25 protein-coding genes and 1 pseudogene are annotated in these 23,883 nt (G+C 60.9%); 11 read left to right on the top strand and 15 right to left on the bottom strand.

Going from position 1 to position 23,883, the window contains the following annotated elements; all coding sequences use genetic code 11:
- Nucleotides 1-64 precede the first annotated feature (64 nt).
- Entirely contained in the window at nucleotides 65-1,318 is a 1,254-nt protein-coding gene (urtA, locus tag BCF11_RS19940) for an urea ABC transporter substrate-binding protein (protein WP_098496285.1), read from the bottom strand.
- A gap of 218 nt (nucleotides 1,319-1,536) precedes the next feature.
- Between urtA and BCF11_RS28040 the strand changes: the two genes are divergently transcribed.
- Entirely contained in the window at nucleotides 1,537-1,695 is a 159-nt protein-coding gene (locus tag BCF11_RS28040; RefSeq protein ID WP_158229237.1) for a hypothetical protein, read from the top strand.
- Nucleotides 1,696-1,795: 100 nt separating this feature from the next.
- Here the strand turns inward: BCF11_RS28040 and BCF11_RS19945 are convergent, their stop codons facing one another.
- The 5 genes from BCF11_RS19945 to BCF11_RS19965 all read right to left on the bottom strand — a co-directional run bounded on the left by BCF11_RS19945 (nucleotide 1,796) and on the right by BCF11_RS19965 (nucleotide 5,937).
- Nucleotides 1,796-2,878: a calcium:proton antiporter gene (locus BCF11_RS19945; RefSeq protein ID WP_098496286.1), complete on the bottom strand. Its 1,083-nt coding sequence runs from the start codon at nucleotides 2,876-2,878 to the stop codon at nucleotides 1,796-1,798.
- A 171-nt stretch (nucleotides 2,879-3,049) separates the two neighbouring features.
- Nucleotides 3,050-3,631 (bottom strand): hypothetical protein, encoded by a 582-nt coding sequence (locus BCF11_RS19950; RefSeq protein ID WP_098496287.1) that lies wholly within the window; start codon nucleotides 3,629-3,631, stop codon nucleotides 3,050-3,052.
- The gene (dapA, locus tag BCF11_RS19955; RefSeq protein WP_098496288.1) at nucleotides 3,628-4,566 is read right to left on the bottom strand and encodes a 4-hydroxy-tetrahydrodipicolinate synthase; all 939 of its coding nucleotides are present in this window, start codon (nucleotides 4,564-4,566) and stop codon (nucleotides 3,628-3,630) included. The genes BCF11_RS19950 and dapA overlap by 4 nt, the downstream gene beginning before the upstream one ends.
- A 72-nt stretch (nucleotides 4,567-4,638) precedes the next feature.
- A complete protein-coding gene (locus BCF11_RS19960; protein ID WP_233212554.1) occupies nucleotides 4,639-4,869 on the bottom strand; it encodes a hypothetical protein in 231 nt (76 codons plus the stop codon).
- 267 nt (nucleotides 4,870-5,136) lie between these two features.
- Nucleotides 5,137-5,937, bottom strand: a complete 801-nt coding sequence (locus BCF11_RS19965; protein WP_098496289.1) for a helix-turn-helix domain-containing protein — start codon at nucleotides 5,935-5,937, stop codon at nucleotides 5,137-5,139.
- Nucleotides 5,938-6,011: 74 nt separating this feature from the next.
- Here BCF11_RS19965 and BCF11_RS19970 point away from each other — a divergent pair, with 74 nt between their 5' ends.
- Nucleotides 6,012-6,266 (top strand): hypothetical protein, encoded by a 255-nt coding sequence (locus BCF11_RS19970; RefSeq protein ID WP_098496290.1) that lies wholly within the window; start codon nucleotides 6,012-6,014, stop codon nucleotides 6,264-6,266.
- On the opposite strand, the gene BCF11_RS19975 is transcribed toward BCF11_RS19970, so the two are convergent.
- Nucleotides 6,208-7,152: a LysR family transcriptional regulator gene (locus tag BCF11_RS19975; protein ID WP_098496291.1), complete on the bottom strand. Its 945-nt coding sequence runs from the start codon at nucleotides 7,150-7,152 to the stop codon at nucleotides 6,208-6,210. The two genes, BCF11_RS19970 and BCF11_RS19975, sit on opposite strands and share 59 nt — an antisense overlap.
- A 112-nt stretch (nucleotides 7,153-7,264) precedes the next feature.
- Here BCF11_RS19975 and BCF11_RS19980 point away from each other — a divergent pair.
- Nucleotides 7,265-8,826: pseudogene (locus BCF11_RS19980) on the top strand (MFS transporter).
- Between the two features lie 11 nt (nucleotides 8,827-8,837).
- Here BCF11_RS19980 and BCF11_RS19985 read toward each other — a convergent pair.
- Nucleotides 8,838-9,536: an N-acetylmuramoyl-L-alanine amidase gene (locus BCF11_RS19985; protein ID WP_098496292.1), complete on the bottom strand. Its 699-nt coding sequence runs from the start codon at nucleotides 9,534-9,536 to the stop codon at nucleotides 8,838-8,840.
- Nucleotides 9,533-10,486: a LysR family transcriptional regulator gene (locus BCF11_RS19990; RefSeq protein ID WP_098496293.1), complete on the bottom strand. Its 954-nt coding sequence runs from the start codon at nucleotides 10,484-10,486 to the stop codon at nucleotides 9,533-9,535. The genes BCF11_RS19985 and BCF11_RS19990 overlap by 4 nt, the downstream gene beginning before the upstream one ends.
- Before the next feature lie 218 nt (nucleotides 10,487-10,704).
- Here BCF11_RS19990 and BCF11_RS19995 point away from each other — a divergent pair, with 218 nt between their 5' ends.
- The 4 genes from BCF11_RS19995 to BCF11_RS20010 all read left to right on the top strand — a co-directional run bounded on the left by BCF11_RS19995 (nucleotide 10,705) and on the right by BCF11_RS20010 (nucleotide 15,269).
- Nucleotides 10,705-11,628 (top strand): DMT family transporter, encoded by a 924-nt coding sequence (locus tag BCF11_RS19995; protein WP_098496294.1) that lies wholly within the window; start codon nucleotides 10,705-10,707, stop codon nucleotides 11,626-11,628.
- 1,131 nt (nucleotides 11,629-12,759) lie between these two features.
- Nucleotides 12,760-14,652 (top strand): protease pro-enzyme activation domain-containing protein, encoded by a 1,893-nt coding sequence (locus BCF11_RS20000; protein ID WP_199110951.1) that lies wholly within the window; start codon nucleotides 12,760-12,762, stop codon nucleotides 14,650-14,652.
- Between the two features lie 148 nt (nucleotides 14,653-14,800).
- Nucleotides 14,801-14,995, top strand: a complete 195-nt coding sequence (locus BCF11_RS20005) for a hypothetical protein (protein WP_098496296.1) — start codon at nucleotides 14,801-14,803, stop codon at nucleotides 14,993-14,995.
- A gap of 64 nt (nucleotides 14,996-15,059) precedes the next feature.
- A complete protein-coding gene (locus tag BCF11_RS20010; RefSeq protein ID WP_098496297.1) occupies nucleotides 15,060-15,269 on the top strand; it encodes a hypothetical protein in 210 nt (69 codons plus the stop codon).
- 76 nt (nucleotides 15,270-15,345) lie between these two features.
- Here the strand turns inward: BCF11_RS20010 and BCF11_RS20015 are convergent, their stop codons facing one another.
- The gene (locus tag BCF11_RS20015; RefSeq protein ID WP_098496298.1) at nucleotides 15,346-15,762 is read right to left on the bottom strand and encodes a hypothetical protein; all 417 of its coding nucleotides are present in this window, start codon (nucleotides 15,760-15,762) and stop codon (nucleotides 15,346-15,348) included.
- A 388-nt stretch (nucleotides 15,763-16,150) separates the two neighbouring features.
- On the opposite strand from BCF11_RS20015, the gene BCF11_RS20020 reads away from it, so the two are divergent.
- From BCF11_RS20020 to BCF11_RS20030, 3 genes are all read left to right on the top strand, one after another.
- Nucleotides 16,151-17,353, top strand: coding sequence for an ISL3 family transposase (locus tag BCF11_RS20020; protein ID WP_098494061.1), 1,203 nt, complete (start codon nucleotides 16,151-16,153; stop codon nucleotides 17,351-17,353).
- Nucleotides 17,354-17,451: 98 nt separating this feature from the next.
- Complete coding sequence (locus BCF11_RS20025) at nucleotides 17,452-18,102, top strand: glutathione S-transferase family protein (RefSeq protein ID WP_098496299.1); 651 nt, start codon at nucleotides 17,452-17,454, stop codon at nucleotides 18,100-18,102.
- Between the two features lie 108 nt (nucleotides 18,103-18,210).
- Nucleotides 18,211-18,570, top strand: coding sequence for a DUF1304 domain-containing protein (locus tag BCF11_RS20030; RefSeq protein ID WP_098496300.1), 360 nt, complete (start codon nucleotides 18,211-18,213; stop codon nucleotides 18,568-18,570).
- A 45-nt stretch (nucleotides 18,571-18,615) separates the two neighbouring features.
- Here the strand turns inward: BCF11_RS20030 and BCF11_RS20035 are convergent, their stop codons facing one another.
- The 3 genes from BCF11_RS20035 to BCF11_RS20045 form a co-directional block, all read right to left on the bottom strand.
- Complete coding sequence (locus BCF11_RS20035) at nucleotides 18,616-18,816, bottom strand: 4-oxalocrotonate tautomerase family protein (protein WP_098496301.1); 201 nt, start codon at nucleotides 18,814-18,816, stop codon at nucleotides 18,616-18,618.
- 65 nt (nucleotides 18,817-18,881) lie between these two features.
- Nucleotides 18,882-19,421, bottom strand: a complete 540-nt coding sequence (locus BCF11_RS20040; RefSeq protein WP_098496302.1) for an NADPH-dependent FMN reductase — start codon at nucleotides 19,419-19,421, stop codon at nucleotides 18,882-18,884.
- 156 nt (nucleotides 19,422-19,577) lie between these two features.
- Nucleotides 19,578-19,832: a hypothetical protein gene (locus BCF11_RS20045; RefSeq protein ID WP_098496303.1), complete on the bottom strand. Its 255-nt coding sequence runs from the start codon at nucleotides 19,830-19,832 to the stop codon at nucleotides 19,578-19,580.
- A 311-nt stretch (nucleotides 19,833-20,143) separates the two neighbouring features.
- Between BCF11_RS20045 and BCF11_RS20050 the strand changes: the two genes are divergently transcribed.
- Complete coding sequence (locus BCF11_RS20050) at nucleotides 20,144-21,163, top strand: dienelactone hydrolase family protein (protein ID WP_098496304.1); 1,020 nt, start codon at nucleotides 20,144-20,146, stop codon at nucleotides 21,161-21,163.
- 18 nt (nucleotides 21,164-21,181) lie between these two features.
- Here BCF11_RS20050 and pcaD read toward each other — a convergent pair whose 3' ends face one another.
- The gene (gene pcaD / locus BCF11_RS20055; RefSeq protein WP_098496305.1) at nucleotides 21,182-22,444 is read right to left on the bottom strand and encodes a 3-oxoadipate enol-lactonase; all 1,263 of its coding nucleotides are present in this window, start codon (nucleotides 22,442-22,444) and stop codon (nucleotides 21,182-21,184) included.
- Nucleotides 22,441-23,862: a lyase family protein gene (locus BCF11_RS20060; RefSeq protein ID WP_098496306.1), complete on the bottom strand. Its 1,422-nt coding sequence runs from the start codon at nucleotides 23,860-23,862 to the stop codon at nucleotides 22,441-22,443. The genes pcaD and BCF11_RS20060 overlap by 4 nt, the downstream gene beginning before the upstream one ends.
- Nucleotides 23,863-23,883: the final 21 nt, after the last annotated feature.

Below are 23,883 nucleotides of genomic sequence, written 5' to 3' on the forward strand. Positions count from 1 at the left end.
TTTAACGGGCCACGGAGTACATACGGCGGGCATTCGCCTTCAAAAAAACCAAGCCTTCCAGCGATCAGAGCTTCTGCTTGCCCTCATTCCCCGGAATATACGGACTCCACGGTTGTGCGCGGATCGTTGTCTTGGTCTTGTTGACCACGTTGAACTGTCCGTCCGCCTTGATCTCGCCGATCATCACTGGTTTGTGCAGGTGATGGTTGGTGGCGTCCATTTCCAGTTCATAGCCGGACGGGGCTTTGAATTTCTGGCCGGACATGGCGGCGATGACTTTGTCGGAGTCGGTGGATTTGGCTTTTTCTACGGCTTGCTTCCACATGTAGATGCCGACATAGGTCGCTTCCATCGGGTCGTTGGTGACTACGGTGGCGGCGTTCGGCAGGTTCTTGGCTAATGCGTAGGCTTTCCATTTCTTGATGAAGGCCGTGTTCACCGGATTCTTGACCGATTCGAAGTAGTTCCAGGCCGCCAGGTGGCCGACCAGCGGCTTGGCGTCGACGCCGCGCAATTCTTCCTCGCCCACCGAGAACGCCACTACCGGCACGTCGGTGGCTTTCAGGCCGGCGTTGCCCAGTTCTTTGTAGAACGGCACGTTGGAGTCGCCGTTGATGGTGGAGATCACCGCGGTCTTGCCGCCGGCGGAGAATTTCTTGATGTTGGCGACGATGGTCTGGTAGTCGGAATGGCCGAACGGGGTGTACACCTCGTCGATGTCGCTATCCTTGACGCCCTTGCTGTGCAAGAAGGCGCGCAGGATCTTGTTGGTGGTGCGCGGGTAGACGTAGTCGGTGCCCAGCAGCACGAAGCGCTTGGCGCCGCCGCCTTCTTTCGACATCAGGTATTCGGTGGCCGGGATCGCTTGCTGGTTAGGCGCGGCGCCGGTGTAGAACACGTTTTTCTCCAACTCTTCGCCTTCATATTGGACCGGATAGAACAGCAGGCTGTTGAGTTCCTTGAACACCGGCAGCACCGATTTGCGCGATACCGAGGTCCAGCAGCCGAACACCACCGAAACCTTGTCCTGCGAAATCAGCTGCCGCGCCTTCTCGGCGAACAGCGGCCAGTTGGAGGCCGGGTCGACCACCACCGGCTCCAGTTTCTTGCCCAGCACGCCGCCGTTGGCATTGATCTCGTCGATGGCCATCAAGGCTACGTCTTTCAGCGAGGTCTCGGAAATCGCCATGGTGCCGGACAAGGAATGCAGGATGCCTACCTTGATCGTATCCGCGGCAAAGGCGGACGGTAGCCAGGAACTGGCGGCAAGGGCGAAAGCGCCGAGTGCGGTAGCTTTCAAAAGGATGCGACGTGACATGATTTTTCTCTCCCTGTAGTGAACTATGCTGTAGTGAAATATGAACAAGCAGCTGTAAAGCAGCTATGAAGCCAGAACAAAATACGAACAAGAAAGCAGCGCACGCCGTAGCAGCAGGCATGGAACCGAAATGCTGGGACTACCATATCCACATAGCAGAATGCATGCCAATGGCCTGGCAAGGCGAGTAGCGGGGGTTTTTATACCCAGGCTTAAATTTGAGCGAGCTGGCGGGGCTGCAGGGAAAGGCTTTGCGCCCGGATTTGGTGAAAGCGGTTTTTGCTGCGAAACAGGCGCACCAGCGTGGTGCCAACAAAGAAACAGGCGTTCGGCTGGTGGCGGTCGCTGCAAATGCGTACAGAAATCAGGAGATTTGACAGGCGGGGAGGGGAGCGCCGTCAGGAAATTTCGGAAATCATGCCGGCGGAGTTGGCTCGTGCCAACTCCGCCATGGAACTGCGGGGGATTTTGAGGCGATCAAGGCACAATCGTGGTGAACAGGTAGACCGCGAAAATCACCAGATGCACCGTGCCTTGCATCACCGTGGTGCGGCCGGTGCCGAGCGACAGGGTGGCGACGATGAACGACAGCAGCAACAGCACGGTAGACTTGATGTCCAGCCCGAGCGACAGCGTCAGGCCGGTGGTCAGCGAAACGATCGCCACCGCCGGAATGGTCAGGCCGATGCTGGCCAGCGCCGAGCCTAGCGCCAGGTTGAGACTGGTCTGCAAGCGGTTGGCGCGCGCCGCCCGCACCGCCGCCAGGCCTTCTGGCAGCAGCACCACCGCGGCAATGATGATGCCGACCAGGGTCTTCGGCGCACCCATGTTGGCGACCGCGGTTTCCAGCGCCGGCGCCAGCGACTTCGCCAACAGCACCACCGCGCCCAGGCATACCAGCAGCAGGCCGGCGCTGATGACGGCCACTTTGCCGGATGGCGGCGGCGCATGCACGTCTTCATCGGCGACGGCTTCCTGCGGCAGGAAATAGTCGCGGTGGCGCACGGTCTGCACCAGCACGAAGGTGCCATACAAAATCAGCGAAATGATGGCGATAAAGGCCAGCTGGCTTTTACTGTAGAACGGCCCCAGCGCGCTTGAGGTGTAGTTCGGCAGGACCAGCGTCAGCACCGCAATTGCCGCCAGCGTCGCCAGCGAGGCGCTGACGCCCAGCAGGCCGAAACTTTGTTCCCGGTGGCGGCTGGCGCCCACCAGCAGGCAAATGCCGACGATGCCGTTGAGGATGATCATGATGGCGGCAAACACGGTGTCGCGCGCCAGCCCGGTGGTTTCCTCGCCGCCGGCCAGCATCAGCGAGACGATCAGCGCCACTTCGATCAGGGTCACCGCCAGCGCCAGCACCAGCGTGCCGTAGGGTTCGCCGACCCGGTGCGCCACCACTTCGGCGTGGTAGACCGCCGCCAGCACGCTGCCGAGCAGGCCGGCTACCAGCAGCAGTGTATAGAAGCCGCCCAGATTGAAGCCGGCGCCGCCCAGCAAAAGCCAGCCGACGATCGGGGCCGCAATGGACCAAATGGGGAGTGCAGGGGAAATTTTCATAAGGCGATTGAACACGTATCGAGCTTTTTTTGCAAGCATTGCGTGCATCGCCTTGCAATACCGATGGCGGGCGGATTTGCTCCTGCCTGCCGCGATCCAGCCTGAATCCGGCCGGAATTCTGCCAGAATGCGGCCGCCTGCCGCCTGCCGCCTGCCGCCTGCCGCCTGCCGTCAGGCGCAGGCGCAGGCGCTGCAGCAGTGGCCGTAGAGCGCCTGGTACAAGGCGCCGAGCGAGGCGTCGTCCCGTTTTGTCGCGGACAGGTGAAGAAAGCGCAAGCCGTCGATGCTGGCCGACAGGTTTGACATGAGCTGTTGCCCGGCCGGGCTGTCGTCGATCAGCGCCACCAGCGGCAAATCCGGCCTGAGCGCACTGGCAGCTTGCATGCTGGCGGCTAGCAGCCCGTCCGCTTGACTATCCTCGGCGCCGATGGCGAACAAGGCCAGGTCGGCGTTCGCCAGGGCGCCGCGCGAACCGTCGTCGTCGCGTTTCGGCAGGTGGACCAGGATGTCGTGATAGCTGCTTTTGGAGGCGGCCAGTTCGGCGCCGATATCCTGGGCGGCGATGCTGCGGATTTCCGCGCCGGTCTTGATTGCCGTCGCCAGCCAGCCGGCCTGCGGCATTTTCGGGTTTTGATAAACCAGCAACACATTACGGCCGGCGCGCGCACGCCGCCGTGCTATCGCGGCGGCCAGCGAAGCTGCTATATCGGTTGAGACGCTGGGCACATGTTCAGAAGCGATGGTCAGGATCATGAATCTAGCTGCCGGGATCTGCCGCCGATGGAAAATTCCGGTTTCTCGATTTTCATCGCAAACGGCAACGCCATCAGATCGTCCAGCGCGCACGCCAGTTTGACCCGGCCGACCGCCGACATCGGCGTCATCGGCAAGCGCAGCTCATCCTGGATGTGGCCTTGCAACGCCAGCGCGGCTTTCACCGGCGCCGGGTTGGGTTCTGAAAACAGCAGCTGGATCACCGGCAGCAGCTGCTTGAACAGTGTGCGCGCACGCTCGATCTGACCGGCCCGCACCAGTTCGAACAGGCGCACGAACAGATCCGGCCGGATATGCGCGGCAGCGGAAATCGCGCCATGCGCGCCCAGGCAGAGCGTGTTGAACAGCAGGGCGTCGTCGCCGCACAGGATTTTCAGATTGCTGTGATGGACCAGCTCCATGGTTTGCGCCAGACTGCCGCCGCATTCCTTGATGGCGACGATGTTCGCCAGGCGCTCCAGCGCGATCACCGTGGCCGGTTCGATGTTGACGCCAGTGCGGGCAGGGATGTTGTACAGCACGACCGGGTTGTGCGCGGCGGCGGCGACGGCTTCGAAGTGCAGCCGTATGCCTTCCTGCGACGGCCTTACGTACGACGGCGCCGAGACCAGGAAGCCGGCTGGCTGCAGGGTGTTCAGATGGCTGATCTTTTCAGCGACGGCGCGGGTATCGCTGCCGCCTATGCCCATCAGCACCGGGCAGCGGCCTTGCACTGCTTCCATGACGCCGCACAGCAGCTTGTCTTGTTCATGCTCATTCAGGGTGGCCGCTTCGCCGGTGGTGCCGCATACTACCAGCCCGTGTATGCCTGCGCCGGACAGGCTCAATGCCAGTTGCTGGGCGCCATGAAGATCCAGCTTGCCCTGGCGGAAAGGCGTGACTAGAGGAACCCAGATACCTTCAAAGGTGGTCATGATGTTCTGATTTCAGTAAGGGTTGAGAATGTTTGCCGCAGAATTTTGTCGTAATAAGACGCGCAACGGCGCTTATGCCGGCAGCATGGGAGTGATACGGCCGAATTCGGCTTGCGGCAGGGCGCGCATGATGTTGCCGATGACGGAGTCTATCGATTGCTTGTTCAGGCACAGCCAGAATTTCATCTTGCTGGCGTGGTCCACCGGTTTGACGCGCATGTAGACCATGAGGTCGCCGCAGGTGCTGACGATCACCCGGCGCAATTCAGATACCGACGCCGCATCGACAGTGATGAGCATCATGAAATCTTTTTGCGTGGGGAGATGTTTGTGACGGCGGAGCGGGAAAGGCAAGACGGCTGCCTGCATTTTTTTTGATACTGCTTCCGGAAGCAATGAGAAATGCCATGTCGATGCTGCTGAAATTACCTGATTCATAGAAGGATTCTACTGGTCGTTTTGGTAGTTACAGATTAGCAGCGGCTACGTAAAGATTCTCTAAAAAGGGATGCCGCCGCTGTAAACGCGGCGTAAAAATTGAAAGCATCTGTTTATTTCGGCAGAAGGAAATCAATCTGCCTTTTCAGAGAGATATTTGCTCGGCGAGACACCCAGTGCGCGGCGGAACATGGCGATGAAGGCGCTCAGGCTGTCATAGCCCAGCTCAAGCGCGATGCTGGTCACCGGCTTTCCGGCGGCCAGCAGTTCCAGTGCGCGCAGCAGCCTGGCGCGCTGGCGCCACTCGGACAAGGGCATGCCGGTTTCGGCGGCGAAGCGGCGCGTCAGTGTGCGCGGCGCGATGGCTGCCCATTGCGCCCATTGCAGCAGGGTGCGGTTGTCGGCGGGATCGTCGGCGATAGCCTGGGCGATTTTTTTCAGGCGGCGTTCCGTCGGCAGCGGCAGCGCCAGTTTCTCGCCGGGCAGGGCGACGATCTCATCGAGGATCACCGCCAGCACGCGTGCTTGCGCAGCTTCAAGCTGGAGCGCCGCGGACCAGCCGGCCGCGCGCAGCACGGCGGCGCGCAACAGGGCGGAAACCTGGATCACCAGGGCGCGCGCCGGCAACTGAACCTGCGCGGCAGCTACATACACGCTCCAGCCGTCGAAGGGGCCGTGCGAGCGCAGGCTGTGCGGATGGCCGGGCGGCACCCAGATCGCATGGCTGGGCGGCACCACCAGCCGTTCCTGGTCGGTGTCTATGGTGAGCAGGCCGCTGTTGGCGGCGATCAGCTGGCCGCGCGTGTGGCTATGGCGCGGCGTAGCGCGGAAGTCATCGCTGCGGCAGGTCACCGCAATGACGCTAGGCCCGTCCTGCGCGTTGCTGCGGGCGGCGTCCAACAAGGGCTGTGGATTGGCGTGCATGCGACACATTATGGCTTAACCCCGCAAGCCGCGCCAGCAAAGGGCTCGCATACTGAAGGCTCTCTCCTAATAGAAAGCACATCATGCGCGCACAAGACTTACTCCCCGATCAGCTCGACAGCCGTGAATTCAATGGCGCCGTCGTGCGCAAAGGCACGGTCGGGGCCTTCCTGGCCAACGCCAGGGTTTTTCTCGATCCGGCTGCTTCAGCCGCGGACCGGCAGGAAGCCGAAGTCCATATGACCGAAGCGATAGCCGCACTCGATGCGCTTGGCGTCTTCACTCTGTTCGAGATCCGCGACCCGGCTTTGCGCGCTTTTGTGGCGCAGCGGCGCTAGCGGCTGGCACGCTGGCGTGCAGGAAATCGACAAACACGCGCAAGCGCGGCAGCATGTGGCGGCTGGATGGCCATAGCACCGAGAAGCTGCCGTGGCTGATTGCGTAGTCGTCCAGCACCGTACGCAGGCGGCCGTCGGCCAGCGCTTCCTGCACCACGAACGAGGGCAGGTAAGCCAGGCCGAGGCCATTGATGGCGGCCGCCAGCAAGGCTTCGATGTTGTTGCAGGTCAGGGTTGCCGGCAGCCTTAGCTCGGGCGCGTCGTGTTCGCTGCGCAGGACCCAGTCCTGCAGCTTGCTGCTGGAGAGGAATTTATAGCGCAGGCAGGCGTGCCGCAGCAGGTCTTGCGGCCGTTGCGGCTGGCCCCGGCGGTGCAGATAGCCGGGGGCGGCGCAGATCATGAAGCTGTACGGCCACAGCGTACGCGCCAGCAGGCGCGAGTCGGCCAGGCTGCCGCTGCGGATCACGGCGTCGAATCCTTCTTCGATGACATCCACCATGCGGTCGCTGAAGTCGAGGTCGAGTTCGACTTCCGGATAGGTTTGCATGAAGGCCGACAGCTGCTTGCTGAGCAGCCGGTAGCCGATCGCAGGCAAGCTGATCTTGAGGCGTCCGCGCGGCGCTTCGGTGGACTTCAGCAATTCGTTTTGCGCGTCTTCGATATCGTCCAGGATGCCGCGGCAGCGCTCGAAAAACAGCGCCCCTTCATCGGTCAGCCGGATTTGCCGTGTGCTGCGATGAAACAGGCGCACGCCCAGTTTAGCCTCCAGCCGCGCAATGCTCTTGCCGATCGCCGAAGCCGACACGCCGAGCTGGCGGCCGGCCGCCACGAAGCTGCTGGTTTCGGCGGCCTGCACAAAGGCGGCCAGGCCGCTCAGGCTATCCATGCAGGTTCTCCATTGAGGATATTTTGTCCGTATATAGCGGACATTTTAGTGATTTAAACATGATTAAAGCCACTATATCATTCAAATCACTAGCTCTGAAAAGGAAGCCGCCATGCGCAATACCCTGAACTCCAGCGATATTCGACCCCCGCTACAGCGATTTCTGGTGCTGGGCGCAGTCTGCCTGGCTGCACTGGTGATGCCGCTCAGTTTTACCGGTCCGGCGGTAGCGATGCCGGCGATCGCCAAGGCGCTGGGCGGCAGTCCGATCGCCCTCAACTGGATCACCAATGCCTTCATGCTGACGTTCGGCAGCTGCCTGATGGCGGCCGGCGCGCTGGCCGACAGTTATGGCCGCAAGCGTTTGTTCGTCGTCGGCATTGCCGCGTTTGCCTTGAGTTCGCTGGCGCTGGCATGGGCTCCGGACATCCTCTGGCTGGATCTGTTGCGGGCGCTGCAGGGCGTGGCCGGCGCTGCTGCTTTTTCGGGCGGCGTGGCGACCCTGGCGCAAGAGTTCGACGGCCACGCCCGCACCCGCGCTTTCAGTTTGCTCGGCACCACTTTTGGCGTCGGCCTGGCGTTCGGGCCGGTGCTGGCCGGCGCCCTGGTTGAACACTTCGGCTGGCGTTCCGTCTTCCTCGGCGTGGCCGCGCTCGCCGCGCTGGCGCTGGCGGCGGGCCTGCGTTGCATCAGGGAGTCGCGCGATCCCGGCGCCAGCGGACTGGACTGGCCGGGCGCCATCAGCTTTACCGCCGCCCTGAGCTTGTTTACCTACGGCGTGTTGCGTATCCCGGAAGGCGGCTGGAACAGCCGGCCGACCTTGCTGCTGGGCGGCTCGCTGTTGTTGCTGGCCGCCTTTGCCGTGATCGAAAAGCGGGTGCGGCGGCCGATGCTGGATCTGTCGCTGTTACGCTACCCGCGCTTCGTCGGCGTCCAGTTCTTGGCGGCCGCTCCTGCCTATTCCTATGTGGTGCTGCTGGTGCTGCTGCCGATGCGTTTCATCGGCATTGAAGGCTACAGCGCGATGCAGGCGGGCAGATGATGATGGCGCTGTCGGCGCCGATGCTGGTGCTGCCGTTTATCGCCGGCATGCTGACGCGTTGGATTTCCGCCGGCGTGATCTGCGGCGCCGGTTTGCTGGTCTGCGCTGCCGGCCTGCTGTGGCTGGCGCAGATCGGTCCAGGGGAGGCGCCGGCTTCACTGTTGCTGCCGATGCTGACCATAGGGCTCGGCATCAGCCTGCCATGGGGTTTGATGGACGGCCTGGCGGTCAGCGTCGTGCCGAAGGAACGGGCCGGCATGGCTACCGGCATCTTCAGCACCACACGGGTAGCGGGCGAGGGCGTGGCGCTGGCCATCGTCGCGGCCGTCCTCGCGGCGCTGGTGCAATCACGCCTGCACGGCTTGCTGCCATCCGCGCCGCTGCAGATGGCGGAAGCGGCGCAACGGCTGGCGATGGGCGATATGCCGCAGGCCTTGCAATTGCTGCCGCAAGCCAGCCCGGTTCTATTGGTGCAGGGCTATGGCGATGCCTTCCATATCCTGCTGTACATCCTGGCCGGGATCACGCTACTGTCGGCGGCGATGGTGTTCGGCTTTCTCAGCCAACCGCACATGCCGGCGGCTGGCCACCTGGTCGATGCGCTCGATGCAGACGAAGCCGAGGCCGCCTGATGCTCAGCCGCTCATTGCGGCGCCGGCAAGCACTGGCGGATGCCGCTGGCGATGGCGTCGGCGGCGCGCTCGGCAAACTGCCGGGTAGCGAGGCGCGCTTCCTCGTCAGGATTGGCGAGCACGCCGATCTCCATCAGCAGCGCCGGCGATTCAGCGGTTTTCAACACCACCAGGTCGTCAAAGCGGTGTATTCCCAGGGTGCGGTCGATCAAGGGCCGGTTTTCACCGGGAATCGGGGTGGCGTGGTACAGCGAGGGATGCTCGCCAATCGCCAGCATATTGCGGCTGATGTCTTTGGCGCAGTCCAGGCTGCGCCCGTAGTACGGCTTGCTGGCGGAAACGAATAGCGCATAGCCGGAAAACTCACGGCTCCTGCCGGCGTCCAGCCAGGCTTGCTGCATCGAGTCATGGTGGATGGAGATGAACAGCGCGGCGCCGCTGCTGTCTTTGGTGCGCGCTTGCAGCGAAGCTGGGGAACCGGCCGCGGCGACATCGGTCACGCTCACGCCCTTGGCGCGCAAAGCCTTGACCAGGGCGATGGCCAGTTGCCGGTTGAGGTCGAATTCACGCTTGCCGGCGGGGCCGATGGCGCCGGGTTTTTCAGTGGTATGGCCGGTGTCGACCACTACCTGCTGTGCGTTGCAGATGGCGCTCAGCAGATACAGGCAAGCCGGCAACAGCAGCTGCCGGCGCAGATGGGCAAGCGTCATGTGCTGATCGCCAGCCGCGGCCGTTCCGCCTGCTTCAAGTCTGCTGCCAGATGCTGCACAAGATAATCGATGAACACCCGCATCTTGGGCGCCAGATAGCGCGTCGGCAGATATTGTATGTAGGCCGTGCCCTGGTAGGCGGAGACGAATTCCCATTCGCTCAGCAGTACTTTCACCAGGCCTTGTTCGATCGCGCTGCGCGCCGTGAAGTAGGGCAGGCAGGCGATCCCCAGGTGTTGCAGCACGCCTTGCAGCCGCGCTTCACTGTGGTTGACGACGTAGCGGCCGCTGATCTTGACGATGGTGGCTTCGCCCTTGCGCAGGAAGCGCCAGTCGGCGTCGCCCGGGGTTTCTCCCAGCGACAGGCAACTGTGGCCGCACAAGTCTTGCGGCTGGCGCGGCGTGCCATGCCGCGCCAGGTATTCGGGGGTCGCGCACAGCACCTGCGCCACCGACATCAGTGGCCGCGCCGCCAGTCCTTCAACCGGATTGCGGGTGATCTGGATCACCAGGTCGGCATCGTCGTCGAGCAGGTTCAGCTGGCGATCGTTGAGGATCAATTGCATATCGACTTGCGGATATTTTTCCAGGAACCCTGGCACCAGAGGCGCCACTACCGCCTTGCCGAATGCCTTCGGCATGCCGACCCGCAGCAGGCCGCGCGGCACCGCCACGAATTTATCGGCGGCCTCCATCGCCGCCTTGGCGGCGTTGACCATTTCCTGGCAGCGCTGGAAAGCTTCGTTGCCGGATTCGCTCAGGCGCAGCTTGCGCGTGGTGCGCTCCAGCAACCTGACCGCCAGGGCCTGTTCCAGCCGTGACACCTGGCGGCTGACAGCCGACGGCGTCATGCCCAGCTCCGACGCCGCGGCAGAGAAACTGCCGGTTTCCACCACGCGCACGAACACCGCCATATCCGGCATCAACTTGATGTATCGATGATTGCTCATTTATTCCCGTTGGGTACAAGTGTTGTTCCGAGCCGATAGATTATCGTATTTACCCAAGTAAAACATAATAAGCGCTCGCGCAGAGTACGCGGATTATTCTCCTGACTTGCCGTTTTATCCTAGGCGATTTGCCTGTGGTTCCGTCCAGCCCCCACGCCGGACGGAACTTTTTTTCCACCGATCGCACCGGCCGCCGCCGACGGCCCCAGCCAGAGTAAATGCAATTGCCGACATCCTCTCCCGCCTCGCCAACGAAGAAAATCTGGATCGCCGACTTGCTGCTGTTGCTGGTCGCAGTGGTCTGGGGCAGCAGTTACGGCGTTGCCAAACAGGCCCTGGGGTTTTATCCGGTGCTGGGCCTGCTGGCGCTACGCTTCGGCATGACGTTTCTGCTATTGCTGCCCAGCCTGCGTCAGCTGAGGCAGCCGCACGGCAGGGCGGCCTTACGCGCGGGATTGCCGTTAGGCGCGATCTTGCTTGCGATATTGACATGCGAAACCTTTGGCATAGCGCTGACCAAGGCGTCCAATGCGGCTTTCCTGATCAGCCTGTGTGTCGTATTTACGCCACTTGTCGAATGGCTGGTGATGGCGCGGCGCCCAAGCGGCAGCGCTTTACTGATGGCGTTTGTCTCGCTTTTCGGCACCTGGCTGCTGACTTACGGCAGCAATTTGACATTCAATCTGGGCGACGGCCTGATGCTGGTCGCCGCCGTGCTGCGCGCGTTCATGGTGTGCATGACCAAGCGCCTGACGCAAAACCGGAACATGTCGACGCTGGCGCTGACGGCTGTGCAATCCGGCGTGGTCGGGCTTGGCTGCCTGCTGCTTGCCGCCTTATTCCTGCAGGGCGGGATGCCGTCTTTGCCAGGCGATGCCGGCTTCTGGATAGCGACGTTGTACCTGGTTTTGTTTTGCACCATTTTTGCATTCTTTGCGCAAAATTACGCTGTCCGCCAGAGCGATCCCACCCGGGTTTCTCTGCTGATGGGAAGCGAGCCGGTGTTCGGCGCGCTGTTCGCCGCCTTCTGGCTGGGTGAGCAGCTCAGCCTGTTGTCCTGGATCGGCGGCGCGCTGATTGTCGCTGCCACATTATGGGCGAGCTTGCCGCGTTCGATATTTGTCGCGCGGCTGGCAAAATAAATGCACGCCGCCAGGTAACATCTGGAGCGGAATATCGCACCGCATTTAACTGAATAATTTCGTCTTTTCCGCAATGGACACCGGAGTTTTCCGGGGGATGAAAATATGCTTGTCGTTAGCGATAACATCGCGATCTCCCATCCTGCAGTCGGATTCCGGCTGCATCAATCATGCGGCGCATCGTTTGACATTTGAATTTCGATGTGCACATTCAAGCTTTATCAGATGCCAACTAAATTATTCAAGGCAGATAAAAGGCTCTAATAAATTCTGTTTACATGTGCCGGCGGCTGTCATATTATAAGTCCCATAAACTATACAGACCTGTATGTATATAAGCAATTTTTCATAGAGCTGCAGATATTCAAGAAGCATGAATTTGATGTTTTATATTCAATTGATGTTTCTGCGGCGCTTATAAGAACGATAAAAACTAATTAGTAAATCATTGGCTCGGAATCTGTTTGTGCGAGAAGAACCCTGCCGATTTTTACGGAGACGAATACAGTAAGCATGTCTTTGCCGAGACATGCGTTTGGCCCAATATCCTCGGTGCTCCCGCCGTTTGTTCCGCCCGCTCCCCGCGGGTGGAACGTTTTTTTTCCTGCTGTTGGCGCTGCCTGCGCCCGCTTGTTCTAAATATATGTAAAACAGTCGATGAAATAAGGTTTTATCTGTCGGAAAACGCAAATGAAATACGCGATTCGATAGAAGAAAATATCAGATTATTTTGTATTGCCACCTAGAAATAAATGATTTATTCTGATTCATCGAAAAAGCATATTGAAGTTGTCGGAACAGGATGCATAGCGTTGATTTTTTACACGGCACTCGCTCCAAAAGAGTAATCGGTGCTGCTGTTAATCCTCAAGAGGGAAGTCCCATGATTTGCGCCAGACTCAATTTGAAATTCCTGCTTTTACATGCGTCGCGTGTTCCTTGCGCCGCAGCTTCCTCCGTCTTCCGGCACAGGCAGTGTTAACGCCGTCGCCAACCCTTTAACGGACTAGTACCGTTATCCGCTGCATCGCTATCCGCGTTGCAGACTCCAGCGCCAACATCCTTCGCATTGCAGATCGCCCTGCAAGGCTGTGGCGTCCTTCATTTGTTCCATTCAAGAGGAATAAGCGTATGAAATCGAGAATCACAGCAGTGAAAATACCAGTAGGAAATTTCAAGATTCCCCAGGCTTCGGCATTGTCATTAGCGCTGTCGCTGGTGTTTGCATCTTTGTCCGTCCACGCTGCCGTCGCTGACAACAGCACTTGGGTGGCCACCAAGACCCAGGCTTTCCTGCCTCAGGTCCAGGCCAATCAAAAGAGCGTGGCGGTTGACGCCAGCGTAGCGACGCCGGCGGAATCCGCCGTGCAGCTGGCGCAAGGCGAACCGGTGCATGTGACGCTGAGTTTGAACCTGCGTAATGAAGCCAAGCTGGACCAGTTCCTGCAAGACCTGCATACCGCCGGCAGCGCTTCCTACGGCAAGTTCCTGACGCCTGCGCAATTTGCTGAAAAATTTGCGCCGACTGAAAAAGATGTGGCTGTCGTGGTAGCGCATTTGAGCAAATCGGGTTTCATCAACATCACCGTCTCGCCTAACCGCCAGCTGGTTTCGGCCGACGGCACCGCGGCGACTGTGCAAACCGGTTTCCGCACTTCGCTGAAACGCTTCCAGCAAGATGGCCGCAATGTCTTCGCCAATACCGACGCTGCACAAGTGCCAGCCGCCCTGAGCAATATCGTCGGTTCGGTGCTGGGCCTGCAAAACGTCGCGCTGGCGCAGACCCATCACCGCTTCGTGCTGGATGCTGCGCCAGGCAGTGCGGTGCAAGCCAAAGTCACGCCAGCCGCAACGCCGGTGGCGACGCCGCACAGCCCTGCGCAATTCCCTGCGATCTACAACGCCGGCAGCACGCCTACCGCCTCCAACACCACGGTCGGCATCATCTCCGAAGGCGATATTTCCCCGACCATTACCGACCTGAAGGCATTCACCACGGCCAAGGGCTTGGCTACTGTCAATACTTCGGTGGTGCAGACCGGTCCTGCCGGCAGCGACTACAGCGATACCTCCGGCCAGGTCGAATGGAACCTGGATAGCCAGACCATCACCGGCACTTCCGGCGGCGTCAAGAAACTGATTTTCTACGCGTCGCCAGACATGCAGTTCAGCAGCATCACCACTTCCTATAACAAGGCAGTGACTGACAACCTGGCGAAAGTCATCAACGTCTCGCTCGGCGGCTGCGAAGCGGATACACACAGCACCGGCACCCAGGCAGCCGACGACAATGTCTTCAAGCAGGCGGTAGCGCAAGGCCAGACCTTCTCGATTTCGACAGGCGACGCCGGCACCTACAACTGCCAGACCAGCTCGATTTCCGGTGCGCCTGGCGTACCGACCAGCAAGTCGACTTATGACGTCAGCGAACCAGCCAGCTCGCCCTACGTGATCGCGGTCGGCGGCACCACCTTGTACACCAACGCCGGCGCCTACAGCAGCGAAACCGTGTGGAACGAAGGCCTGAGCGCAATCGGCGTCTATGATGCCCAGGGCGATTCCGATCCTACCAAGCGCCTGTGGGCAACCGGCGGCGGTTTCAGCAAGTACGAAGCGATACCTAGCTACCAGAAGGGCGTGGTCACCGCCGGCAAGACTACCCGCGGCTTGCCGGACATCGCTTTTGATGCCGCCAGCGCCAGCGGCGCCACCATCTACTACAACGGCCAGACCGGCACGGTAGGAGGCACCAGCCTGGCGGCACCGATCTTCACCGGTGTCTGGGCACGCTTGCAATCGGCTAACGCCAACGGCCTGGGCTTCCCGGCAGCCAGCTTCTACAAGTATTTCCCATTGGCTGCCAATGCTGCGCTGCTGCACGACGTCATTTCGGGCACCAACGGCGCCAGCAGCTCCTACGGCTACAAAGCCGCCAAGGGCTGGGATGCAACCACAGGTTTCGGCAGCTTGAACATTGCCAACCTGAATGCCTTCGTCAAGAAAACTTCGGATTTTGCACGTTGATCGGCAAAGCAGTTATCCGGATTTTTTATAGAAGTTGAGCTGGACATCACCGCTGCGGCCATCCCGGTCCGCAGCGGTGACGCAGTAGCAGTAAGGAAATCGGTAAGAGGTGGTTTTATAGAATTGCGATGGCGTACGGAGAACAGAGATGAATAAATCGAATCTGGCCTGGCTTGCCGCGGCGCTTGCATTGGGTCTGGGAAGCATCTATGCCGTGTGGGCGGCCGACGATTCGGGCGCCGCAAAGCACAGCGCCGTCGCGGTGCAGGACAAGGGCAGCGCTCCAGGCGCGTCGTCGGACCAGCCAAAAGATGCCGTGAATATCAATCCGTTTGGAAAATAGCCATGCCAGGCTTGCATTCAGAGAGTCTGAAGCAGGCAAGTATTTGTAGAAGGAAGAATCAGCAATGACCGCATATCTGCAGCGACAAGACCGGCTGGCGCTGGTTACCCAGGCCACCGCAAACGTGACCGGCAAACGCTATTGTTCGCACCATCAGGGCGAAGTGGCGGTAGCAGAGGGCGATTTCGTGATGCGCAATAAATCCCGCCGTTGGATCTGCTTCCGCTGCCAGGAACGCAGCCGCTCGCATGGGCTGCTGAAACGGGCGGGATAGGATATTTCAGGCGGAAAAAATCGCCACGACATGGCGATTTTTGTAAAGGCAGACCGCGCTGCGGTGTTGCCTCGGCCTAGCGGAATGCCGCTAGTGGATCGTACTGCTGGCCCGGCTGGTCTTCCTGTTGCTTGGTCTTTGCACCGTTCCGGATAAAGCTGACCGTCGTCACGCGCCATTCGCCGCGTTGCAGCTCCCAGCCGTGGATGACTTTGCGCCAGCCCGGCTTCAGGTAATGCTGGTCGGTGCGCGCCAGTTCCCAGTGGCCGGCTTCCCACACGTACCAGCCATCGACGTAATCCCAGAAACCAGGGCTCCATACCAGTCCGGCGCGCGCGTGCGGCTCGGCTTCCTGCTTGGCTGGCGGCGGCGGATTCCTGAGAATGACGTTGGGAGCGCCCGTGGCAGGGACGCCTTGTTTTTTTTGCGGCGGGTTCACGAAAGACGAAAAGCGTCCGGAAATGATCGCTGCGATGCTGAGTTGCTGTTTCATATGCGCTCCTGAATGAGTTCAGTGCTAACGATTGTACGAAGCCAGGTTCGGAAAAATGTGTCCTGTGCATTTACTTACACTTTTCACCGCTCATTTACAGGGGGCAGGCGACGACGAACGCGCGCTATCGGCGCTGATTTTGATGTGACTTACCTATGAGAAATGGGAACCGACGGTATCTCTGAAAGCGCCAGAAGCCGCCGCTGGCAACTTGTTATTAAGCTAATCGAATGGTTTTTCCTGCATAAAGGTAGAGTCTTCAACTACCGCTGCGGAAAAAAAAGGTTCTTCACGGATTATCGGGAAGTAATCTAGAAATGGGAAAGCGGTGAAGTAAGTTTAAACTTGTTGTGCGACCAACAGTTTCTACCCAACCCCACCGCTTTCAATGACGGATAATAATCTTGACCTCCCATTCTGGGAAGGCTTTCGCGTCTGGAATTTTGACCGACGCGACGACGGCACTTGGATCAGCCTTGTGCCCACTGACGGCGCGCCAATGATTTGCTCCGGCTGTGAGCAATCTTGTTCCCAAGTTCACGAGACCTACTGGCGCACCATACGTGACATGCCGATGCTCGGCGATTCTGTGTGGCTGCAGGTGAATCTTCGGCGGCTGCGCTGCGATTCCTGTGGCACACGCACCGAGCGTGTGAAGTGGCTGGATCGGCACGCACGCATTACTCAGCGTCTGGCCCAATTCGTTGGTCTATGGTGCGAGAAGCTACCTGCGGCTCACGTCTGCAAGCTGTCCGGGCTGCACTGGGAAACGGTGCGCAAGATCGACCGACAACGCCTGGAGGGTAAATTGGCTGAGCTGCCTGACGCCCAGCCAACCAGGCTAGTGATGGATGAATTCGCGCTGTTCAAAGGACATCGCTATGCCACGGTTGTCCTCGATGCCGACACGCGCCGCGTTCTCTGGGTTGGCGAGGGTCGTAGCAGAGAGGCAATTCGCGTGTTCTGTGAATGGCTAGGGCCGGCGCGTTGCGCCGATATAAAGGCAGTGGCCATGGACATGAATACGGCTTTCGACCTCGAAGTCCAGCTGCATTGCCCGCAAGCCAGAGTGGTCTACGACCTGTTTCATGTGATTGCCAAATACGGTCGGGAGGTGATCGACAGGGTGCGCGTGGACGAGGCCAATCGCCTTAAAGGCGATCTCCCTATGAGGCGTGTCGTCAAGCGCGCCCGATGGCTGTTGTTGCGCAATCGCAGCAACGTGCCGTCCGAGCAGCAGCCGAAATTGGACGAACTGCTAGCTGCAAACAAAGCATTGATGACGGTCTACATTATGAAGGCCAGTCTGAAGGAACTATGGCAGGCCACTAGCGCTTGGCATTGGCGCAACGCCTGGCGCGCCTGGCTAAAGATGGCCCATGACAGTAGCATCGAGCCACTACAGAAATTTGCCAAAAAGCTCAAAATCTACTGGCGTGGAATCATAGCCAGGGTACGCTGGCCGATGCACACAGGGCAGCTCGAAGGAATTAACAATCGCATCAAAGTGATGAAGCGCATGGCATACGGATACCGGGATAGCGCCTTCTTCTTCCTGAAGATTAAAGCCGCCTATCCCGGTAATCCGTGAAGAACCAAAAATAAGAGGGATTTGTTTCTTAATGTGTCACTGTTCCTTGATATATATTAAGCGTTCCAACCGCTGCTTAAAATCAAAAGGAAAGCGCCATGACAGAGACTCGCCGCATCACGTTTTTTCATTGCCCGAACACCCGCTCCAAGGGCACCCGTATCCTGCTGGAAGAGCTGGGCGCAGATTATGAGCTGCATGCCCTCAACATGAAGGCCGGCGAGCAGCGCAGCGCCGCTTACCTGGCGATCAATCCGATGGGGAAGGTGCCGGCGATCAAGCATGGCGAAGCCCTCATCACGGAGCAGGGCGCGGTCTTCCTGTACCTGGCGGATCTTTACATGGACAAGGGCCTGGCGCCGGCGCTCGACGACCCCTTGCGCGGCCCTTACCTGCGCTGGATGGTTTATTACGGTTCCTGTTTTGAGCCGGCGGTGGTCGACCGCGCGCAGAAGAATCCGCCGGCATCGCTATCGACCTGTCCCTACGGCGATTTCGACACCATGCTGAAGACGGTCACCGACCAGTTGCAGCAGGGGCCGTACATGCTGGGCGAGAAGTTCAGCGCCGCCGATATCCTGTGGGGTACGGCGCTGACCTGGACTACCGGTTTCCAGATAGTGCCGATGTCGCCGGTGATCCAGGCGTATATCGACCGGATCAATGCCCGTCCGGCGGTGCAGCGGGTGGCCGCTCTGGATAATGAGCTGTCGGCGCAGCTCGCCAGCCAGGCGGCAGCGAAATCCTAGGCCGGATTAGCGCAGGAAAAAACCGGCAGCCGCAGCTTGCCGGTCCGCCGGCCTGGGGCCGCGCGGCATGGATAAATCAAATATAAATCAAATAATAGGGAGTCCGTCTTGAATACTGTCGTCAACCTGCTGATCGCCTTGGTCGCTTTATTGCATGTGTATTTCCTGGTGCTCGAAATGTTCTTGTGGGATAAGCCTTTCGGCCTCAAGACCTTCCGGCTGACGCAAGAATTTGCCACTGCTTCAAAAGCGCTAGCCGCCAACCAGGGTCTGTACAACGGCTTCCTGGCAGCGGGCCTGGCGTGGGGCATATGCCTGGGGACCACGGGCCTCTCGATCAAGATCTTCTTCCTGGCTTGCGTGATCGTCGCCGGCATCTTCGGCGCGCTCACAGCGAGCCGCAAGATCCTGTTCATACAGGCGCTGCCCGCCGCGCTTGCGCTGGCTTTGCTGCTGGCGTTCCGCTGATTCGGCAGGGGGGGCATTCCGGTAGTCCGGAATACCCGCGTTTCTTCAGCCGTGCAGCTTTTTGTAATCGTCCGTCAGCATCCCGCCGAAGCCCGAGTCTTCTTCGTTGATTTCCTGGATCACGATATGCGTGTGCTCGGGCTTTTTACCCAACACGCGCACCAGCGAAGCAGTGACGTCCTTGACCAGCTCTTCCTTCTGCTGGCGGCTGGCGCCCTTGGTGATTTGAATGTTTACATATGGCATAGCGTGGTTTCCTTATGAAGCGATGGCGCCAGGTATCGGCGATGGTGAAACATACAAGGTAAAAACTACGGGCGCTTTGCGCCGCTGGCAGTCACGCTGGCGCGCAAGGCTGCCAGCGCGGCGCGCAGCGCTGCGGAAATTTCCGGATCGGCCGCGATCTGCTCTTCGCTCAGCCCTGAGCCCAGGAGCGGCACGGTGATCGATGCTTCTTCGACGATTTGCGCCGACATCATCGTCACAATTTCTCTCAGCGATGCGTGCGCATGCGTTGCTCGTGGCGAAGCGTTCAGCAGCGCCACCGGCTTGAGCACGAAAGCTTCGCAGCCGACCATCCAGTCCAGCGCATTCTTCATGGCGCCGGTGATGCCGTGCGCATATTCTGGGCTGGCGATCAGCAAGGCGTCGGCGGCGATGATACGGGCGCGCAGCTCGGCCACCGGGGCCGGATCGCTGGCTTCGATGTCGGGATTGAACAGCGGCAGCTCGCCCAGGCCGCGATACAGCTCGATGCTGGTTGCAGCCGGCGCCAGGCGGGCCATGGCGCGCAGCAGGGCAGAGTTATGCGAGGCAGCGCGCAGGCTGCCCGAGATTGCAAGGAATTTCATGTTGCCCGAAGTATGTGCAGGGGCAGCCATTATGCCAACAAGCCTGTTTTATTGCCGGCGCAAAAAAAACAAGCCCGCGCGAAGCTGGTTCGGCGCGAGCTTGCCGCAGGCAGCTGGCCAAAGCCTGTTGGCGGCCTTGGCAAGGTCAGGTAATTTTTACTTGGCAGGAACCGGTTGCGCGCCAGGGGCTGCTGCATGGGCCGCGGCCGCCTGATCGGCCGCCTTTTTATTCGCCAGGTGACGTCCGACCACGCAGCCGCCGATAGCGCCTACCACAGCATGATGACCGGCATAGTGGCCTGCCACTCCGCCTACCGCAGCGCCTTTCAGGCAGCCCTTGGCGCTGGCGGCGCCGGTGGCGCCAGCCAGTGCAGCCGCGCATAGCATGACAGCAATGATTTTGGTATTCATGGTGTTCCCCTATTTATGGTTGAAGGCAGCGATTGCGCCGGTTGCCGCTTAGTTCGCGGCTCGGTTTGCAGCTCGGTTTGCAGCTCGGTTTGCAGCTTATTAACGCCGGGCGCCGGGCCCGCGGTTGACAAGCCGGTAAAAAATACCCGGCGGACCCAATTGTTGATCTTTCGGCGACATAGATCAAGTGCCGGGGCAGCGCATTTTTAATGCAAATGAGCAATCCCAGTCAGGTGTGAAAAGCGGCCGGCCCCTACAATCGCACTCATCCCTGGCTGTGAGCAACCGGCTTTTTCCCCTTGGAGAGTGCTATGCCCTATGTACGTGCAGTGATGTGGATCTGGATGGCGCTGTACAGCGTCTTGACGCAGCAGGCGCTGGCCGCTGATGGAACAAACAATGTCGGCATGCTCAGCCTTAGCACCAGCGGCGAATATGTGGTGCCGGTCGCGGTCTGGTATCCCACCGGCGCGGCGCAAGCCGAGTGGCACGCCGGCCCTTACCTGATCCATGCCACCCGCGATGCGCCTCTGACTCCCGGACTGTATCCCCTGGTAATTATCTCGCACGGCAGCGGCGGCGGCGAATTCGGCCATGCCGACCTGGCCGAAGCCCTGGCCCGGCATGGCTATATCGTGGCGGCGCCGCGCCATCTCGGCGACAGCCATGACCAGCCGCAGGGACGCGGCACCGATCAGCAGATGATAGGTCGTCCATGGCAAGCCGTGGCTACGCTCGATGCCGTCCTGGCGGACCAGCGCCTGGCCGCGGCGATCGACGCCGGCCGCATCGGCATGGCGGGCTTTTCCGCCGGCGGCTACACCACCATGGTCATGGCCGGCGCCAAGCCCGATTTGTCCCTGATTACGGCGTATTGTTCGGCGCACGCGGACGACCACGAGCTATGCGACGCCAGCGCGCAGCAAAAGACCGTGGTGACGCGGCCGGGCTGGGCCTTGCCGGTGGATAGCAGAGTCCGCGCGGCGGTCGCCATGGCGCCGTTCAGCGTCATGTTCGACGCCAAGGGCGTGGCCGGCGTCACGATTCCGCTGCGCATCTACAAGGCCAGCAACGACCAAGTCCTGCGCAATCGCTGGAATACCGATCATCTGCTGAGCCTGCTGCCGGCCAGCGTCGAGCGCGGTGAACTGCCCGGCGGCCACTATGTGTTTCTCGGGCCTTGCAGCGATGCCTTGAAAGCAGCCGTTCCGGCGATTTGCATCGATGCGCCCGGGGCAGATGGCGCCGCCATAGACAGAGTGGCGGTGCATACGAAGCTGAACGCAGAGATTGTCGATTTCTTCAATCGCACGCTGCCGGCGGCACGCTGATCGTACTCCGGCAAATGCTTACAGCGACAGCAAAAATCCGCTAGCCAGTTCGGCAAACGCTTGCGGCTGCTCGATTGCGCTGAGATGCGATGCGTCCTTCAGCACTGCCAGGCGCGCTTGCGGGATCCGCTCGGCCAGCGTCTGCGTCATGGCCAGCGGCGTGCCCTGGTCCAGCTCGCCGGCGATGACCAGCGTCGGCACTGTGATGTTTGACAAGCGTTCAGTGGTTTCCATGGCGCCGACCGCATGGCAGCAACCGATATAGCCGTCGACGTCGCTGCTGACCAGCCGTTGCCGGAAGCGCGCCACGCTGGCCGCATGCGAGGCACGGTAGGCATCGTGGAAGTAGCGCGCCATGACGGCGTCGGCGATAGCTTCCATGCCTTGCGCCTGCACCGTGTCCATGCGCTGCCGCCAGACCGCGCGCGCCGCCTCGGGATAGCTTGAGGTGGTGTTCGCCAGCACCAGCGCGTTCACCAGGGCAGGATGGCGCAGCGCCAGTTCCTGGCCTGCCATGCCACCCATCGACAGCCCGATCCAGACCACCGGGCCGCTGTCCAGCTGGCGCAGCAGACTTGCGGCATCGTCTGCCAGCTCCGCCATCGAATACAGTCCAGCGGGAGCGTCGGAACTGCCATGGCCGCGCTGGTCGTAGGCGATCACCCTGCAATCGGCGGCGAGCTGGTTGGCCAGGCTGTCCCACATGCTGAGGTCGCAACCCAGGGCATGGCTGAGCACCACGGTATGGCGCGGCGTTTTGCCGTTACGCGGCTCGCGCACGGTGTAGTGCAAGGACGGCTTGCCGGCGCTCCTGGCTTGCCTGCCGATGCCGGGATGGCTGACGGCGGCCGGCGCGGTTGGCGTCGGCGCATAGCCGATTTGCGGGCCGATCTCGCGCAGGATTTTCTGCGCATGGCTGAATGCGGTATTGGCCGCCGGGACGCCGGCATAGATCGCCACCTGCATCAGCACTTCTTTCAATTCATCCGGCGTCAGGCGGTTGCCGGCATCGCCCAGCAGGGCGGCGCGCGTGTGCAGCTCGAACTCTTCCCAGCGACTGAGGGCGGCGGTGGTAGCCAGCACGATGATGCGGCGGCTCTTGTGGTCGAGCCCGGGACGGCCCCAGATGTCGTTCCAGGCGAAGCGCGTGATCAGGTTCTGGAATTCGGCATTGAAATCGGTGGCGTTGGAGAGCGAACGGTCGACCCAGGCATCGCCCAGTATCTGCCGGCGATTCGCCTGGCCGCGTTCAAAATCATGGTCGATCGGGTCATAGCTCATAGGGGAGTCTCGCTGTCGGAGGTGGGAGGGATGGGATCGCGGGGGTGCAGCGCCAGCGCGGCGGCGGCAGCGCGCAAGTCCTGTAATTGATGCCGCGCCAGGCGTTCGGCAGCGGCGCTGGCGGCGACCGGGTTGAACAGTGTTTGCAGATGCGCCGGGTCGATTTTGCCGCGCAAATCTGGATTGTCTTTGATGGCGGCCAGCGTCACGGTCGCCAGGTCTGGTCCGCCGCCGATCACCTGCTGCGTCAATTCTTCCATCATCGCATGGGCTTGTGGCCGGCCGATGGCGCTTGCCAGGCAGGCCGCGACGGCCTCGGCAAAGATCAGGCCGCGCAAGCTGTCGATATTTGCCAGCATCCGCGCGGTGTCTACATGCAGGCCGGCCATGGCTTCATCCAGGGCGCACAGGGCGCCATGGGCGCTCAGGAACAGCGCCGGCCATTCCGCCAGTTCCGCCTGCCAGTTGCCCAGCCCGCGCTCATGCTGCTGGCCCATGCTGGCCAGCAGGGCCGCTGCATGGTGTGGTGTGCGGGTTGCCGCCGCCAGGGCGATCATGGCGGCGACCGGATTGCGCTTGTGCGGCATGGCCGACGAACCGCCGCGGCCATCGCCGGACGGCTCCGCCAGCTCGCCGATTTCGCCTTGCGCCATCAGGCTGAGGTCGGTGGCGATCTTGCCCAGGCTGCCCACCAGGACGGCGACTTCCATGCCGAGCCGCACCCATTCATCGCGCTGGGTATGCCAGGGGCCATGCTCCGCCAGGCCCAGCTCTTGGGCCACTCGGCGCGCTACTGCCGGGCCTTGTACGCTCATCACCGCCAGCGTGCCGACCGCGCCGCCCAGTTGCAGGCGCAGGGCGCGTTCAGCAACGGCGCGCAGTTGCCGGCGCGCGCGCAGCAGCGGGGCAGTCCAGTTCAATAGCTTCAAGCCGAAGCTGCTGACCTGCGCCGGCTGCATCAGGGTGCGCGCCAGCACCGGCGTCGCCAGATGCTCTGCGGCCAGCTGAAGCAATTGTGTAGTCAGACTCTGCAAACGCTCATCGAGCAAGCCCAGCGCCTTGCGCGTAACCAGCACCATGGCGCTGTCGATGACGTCCTGGCTGGTGCTGCCCCAGTGCACGTAATTGGCGGATTCCGGATTGAACAGGGCGACGGTCTTGGTCAGCTCCTTGACCAGCGGGATCGCAAGGCTGCCGGCGCGGCGGCTGGCGCTGACCAGCGCCGGAATGTCGTACAGCTGCGCATTGCAGACGCTGGCGATGGCGCGCGCAGCGGCTTCCGGGATCATGCCTTCGGTGGCCTGGGCGCGCGCCAGCGCTTCTTCAAAGCGGAACATGGCTTGCACGATTTCCACATCGTCGAACACGGCGATCATTTCCGCCGAGGTGAGGAAACTGTCGAAAATGGAAACGCTCACGGCTGCTCCCTAGGTTGGCGT

It is taken from the genome of Collimonas sp. PA-H2 (assembly GCF_002564105.1).
Classification (GTDB): domain Bacteria; phylum Pseudomonadota; class Gammaproteobacteria; order Burkholderiales; family Burkholderiaceae_D; genus Collimonas.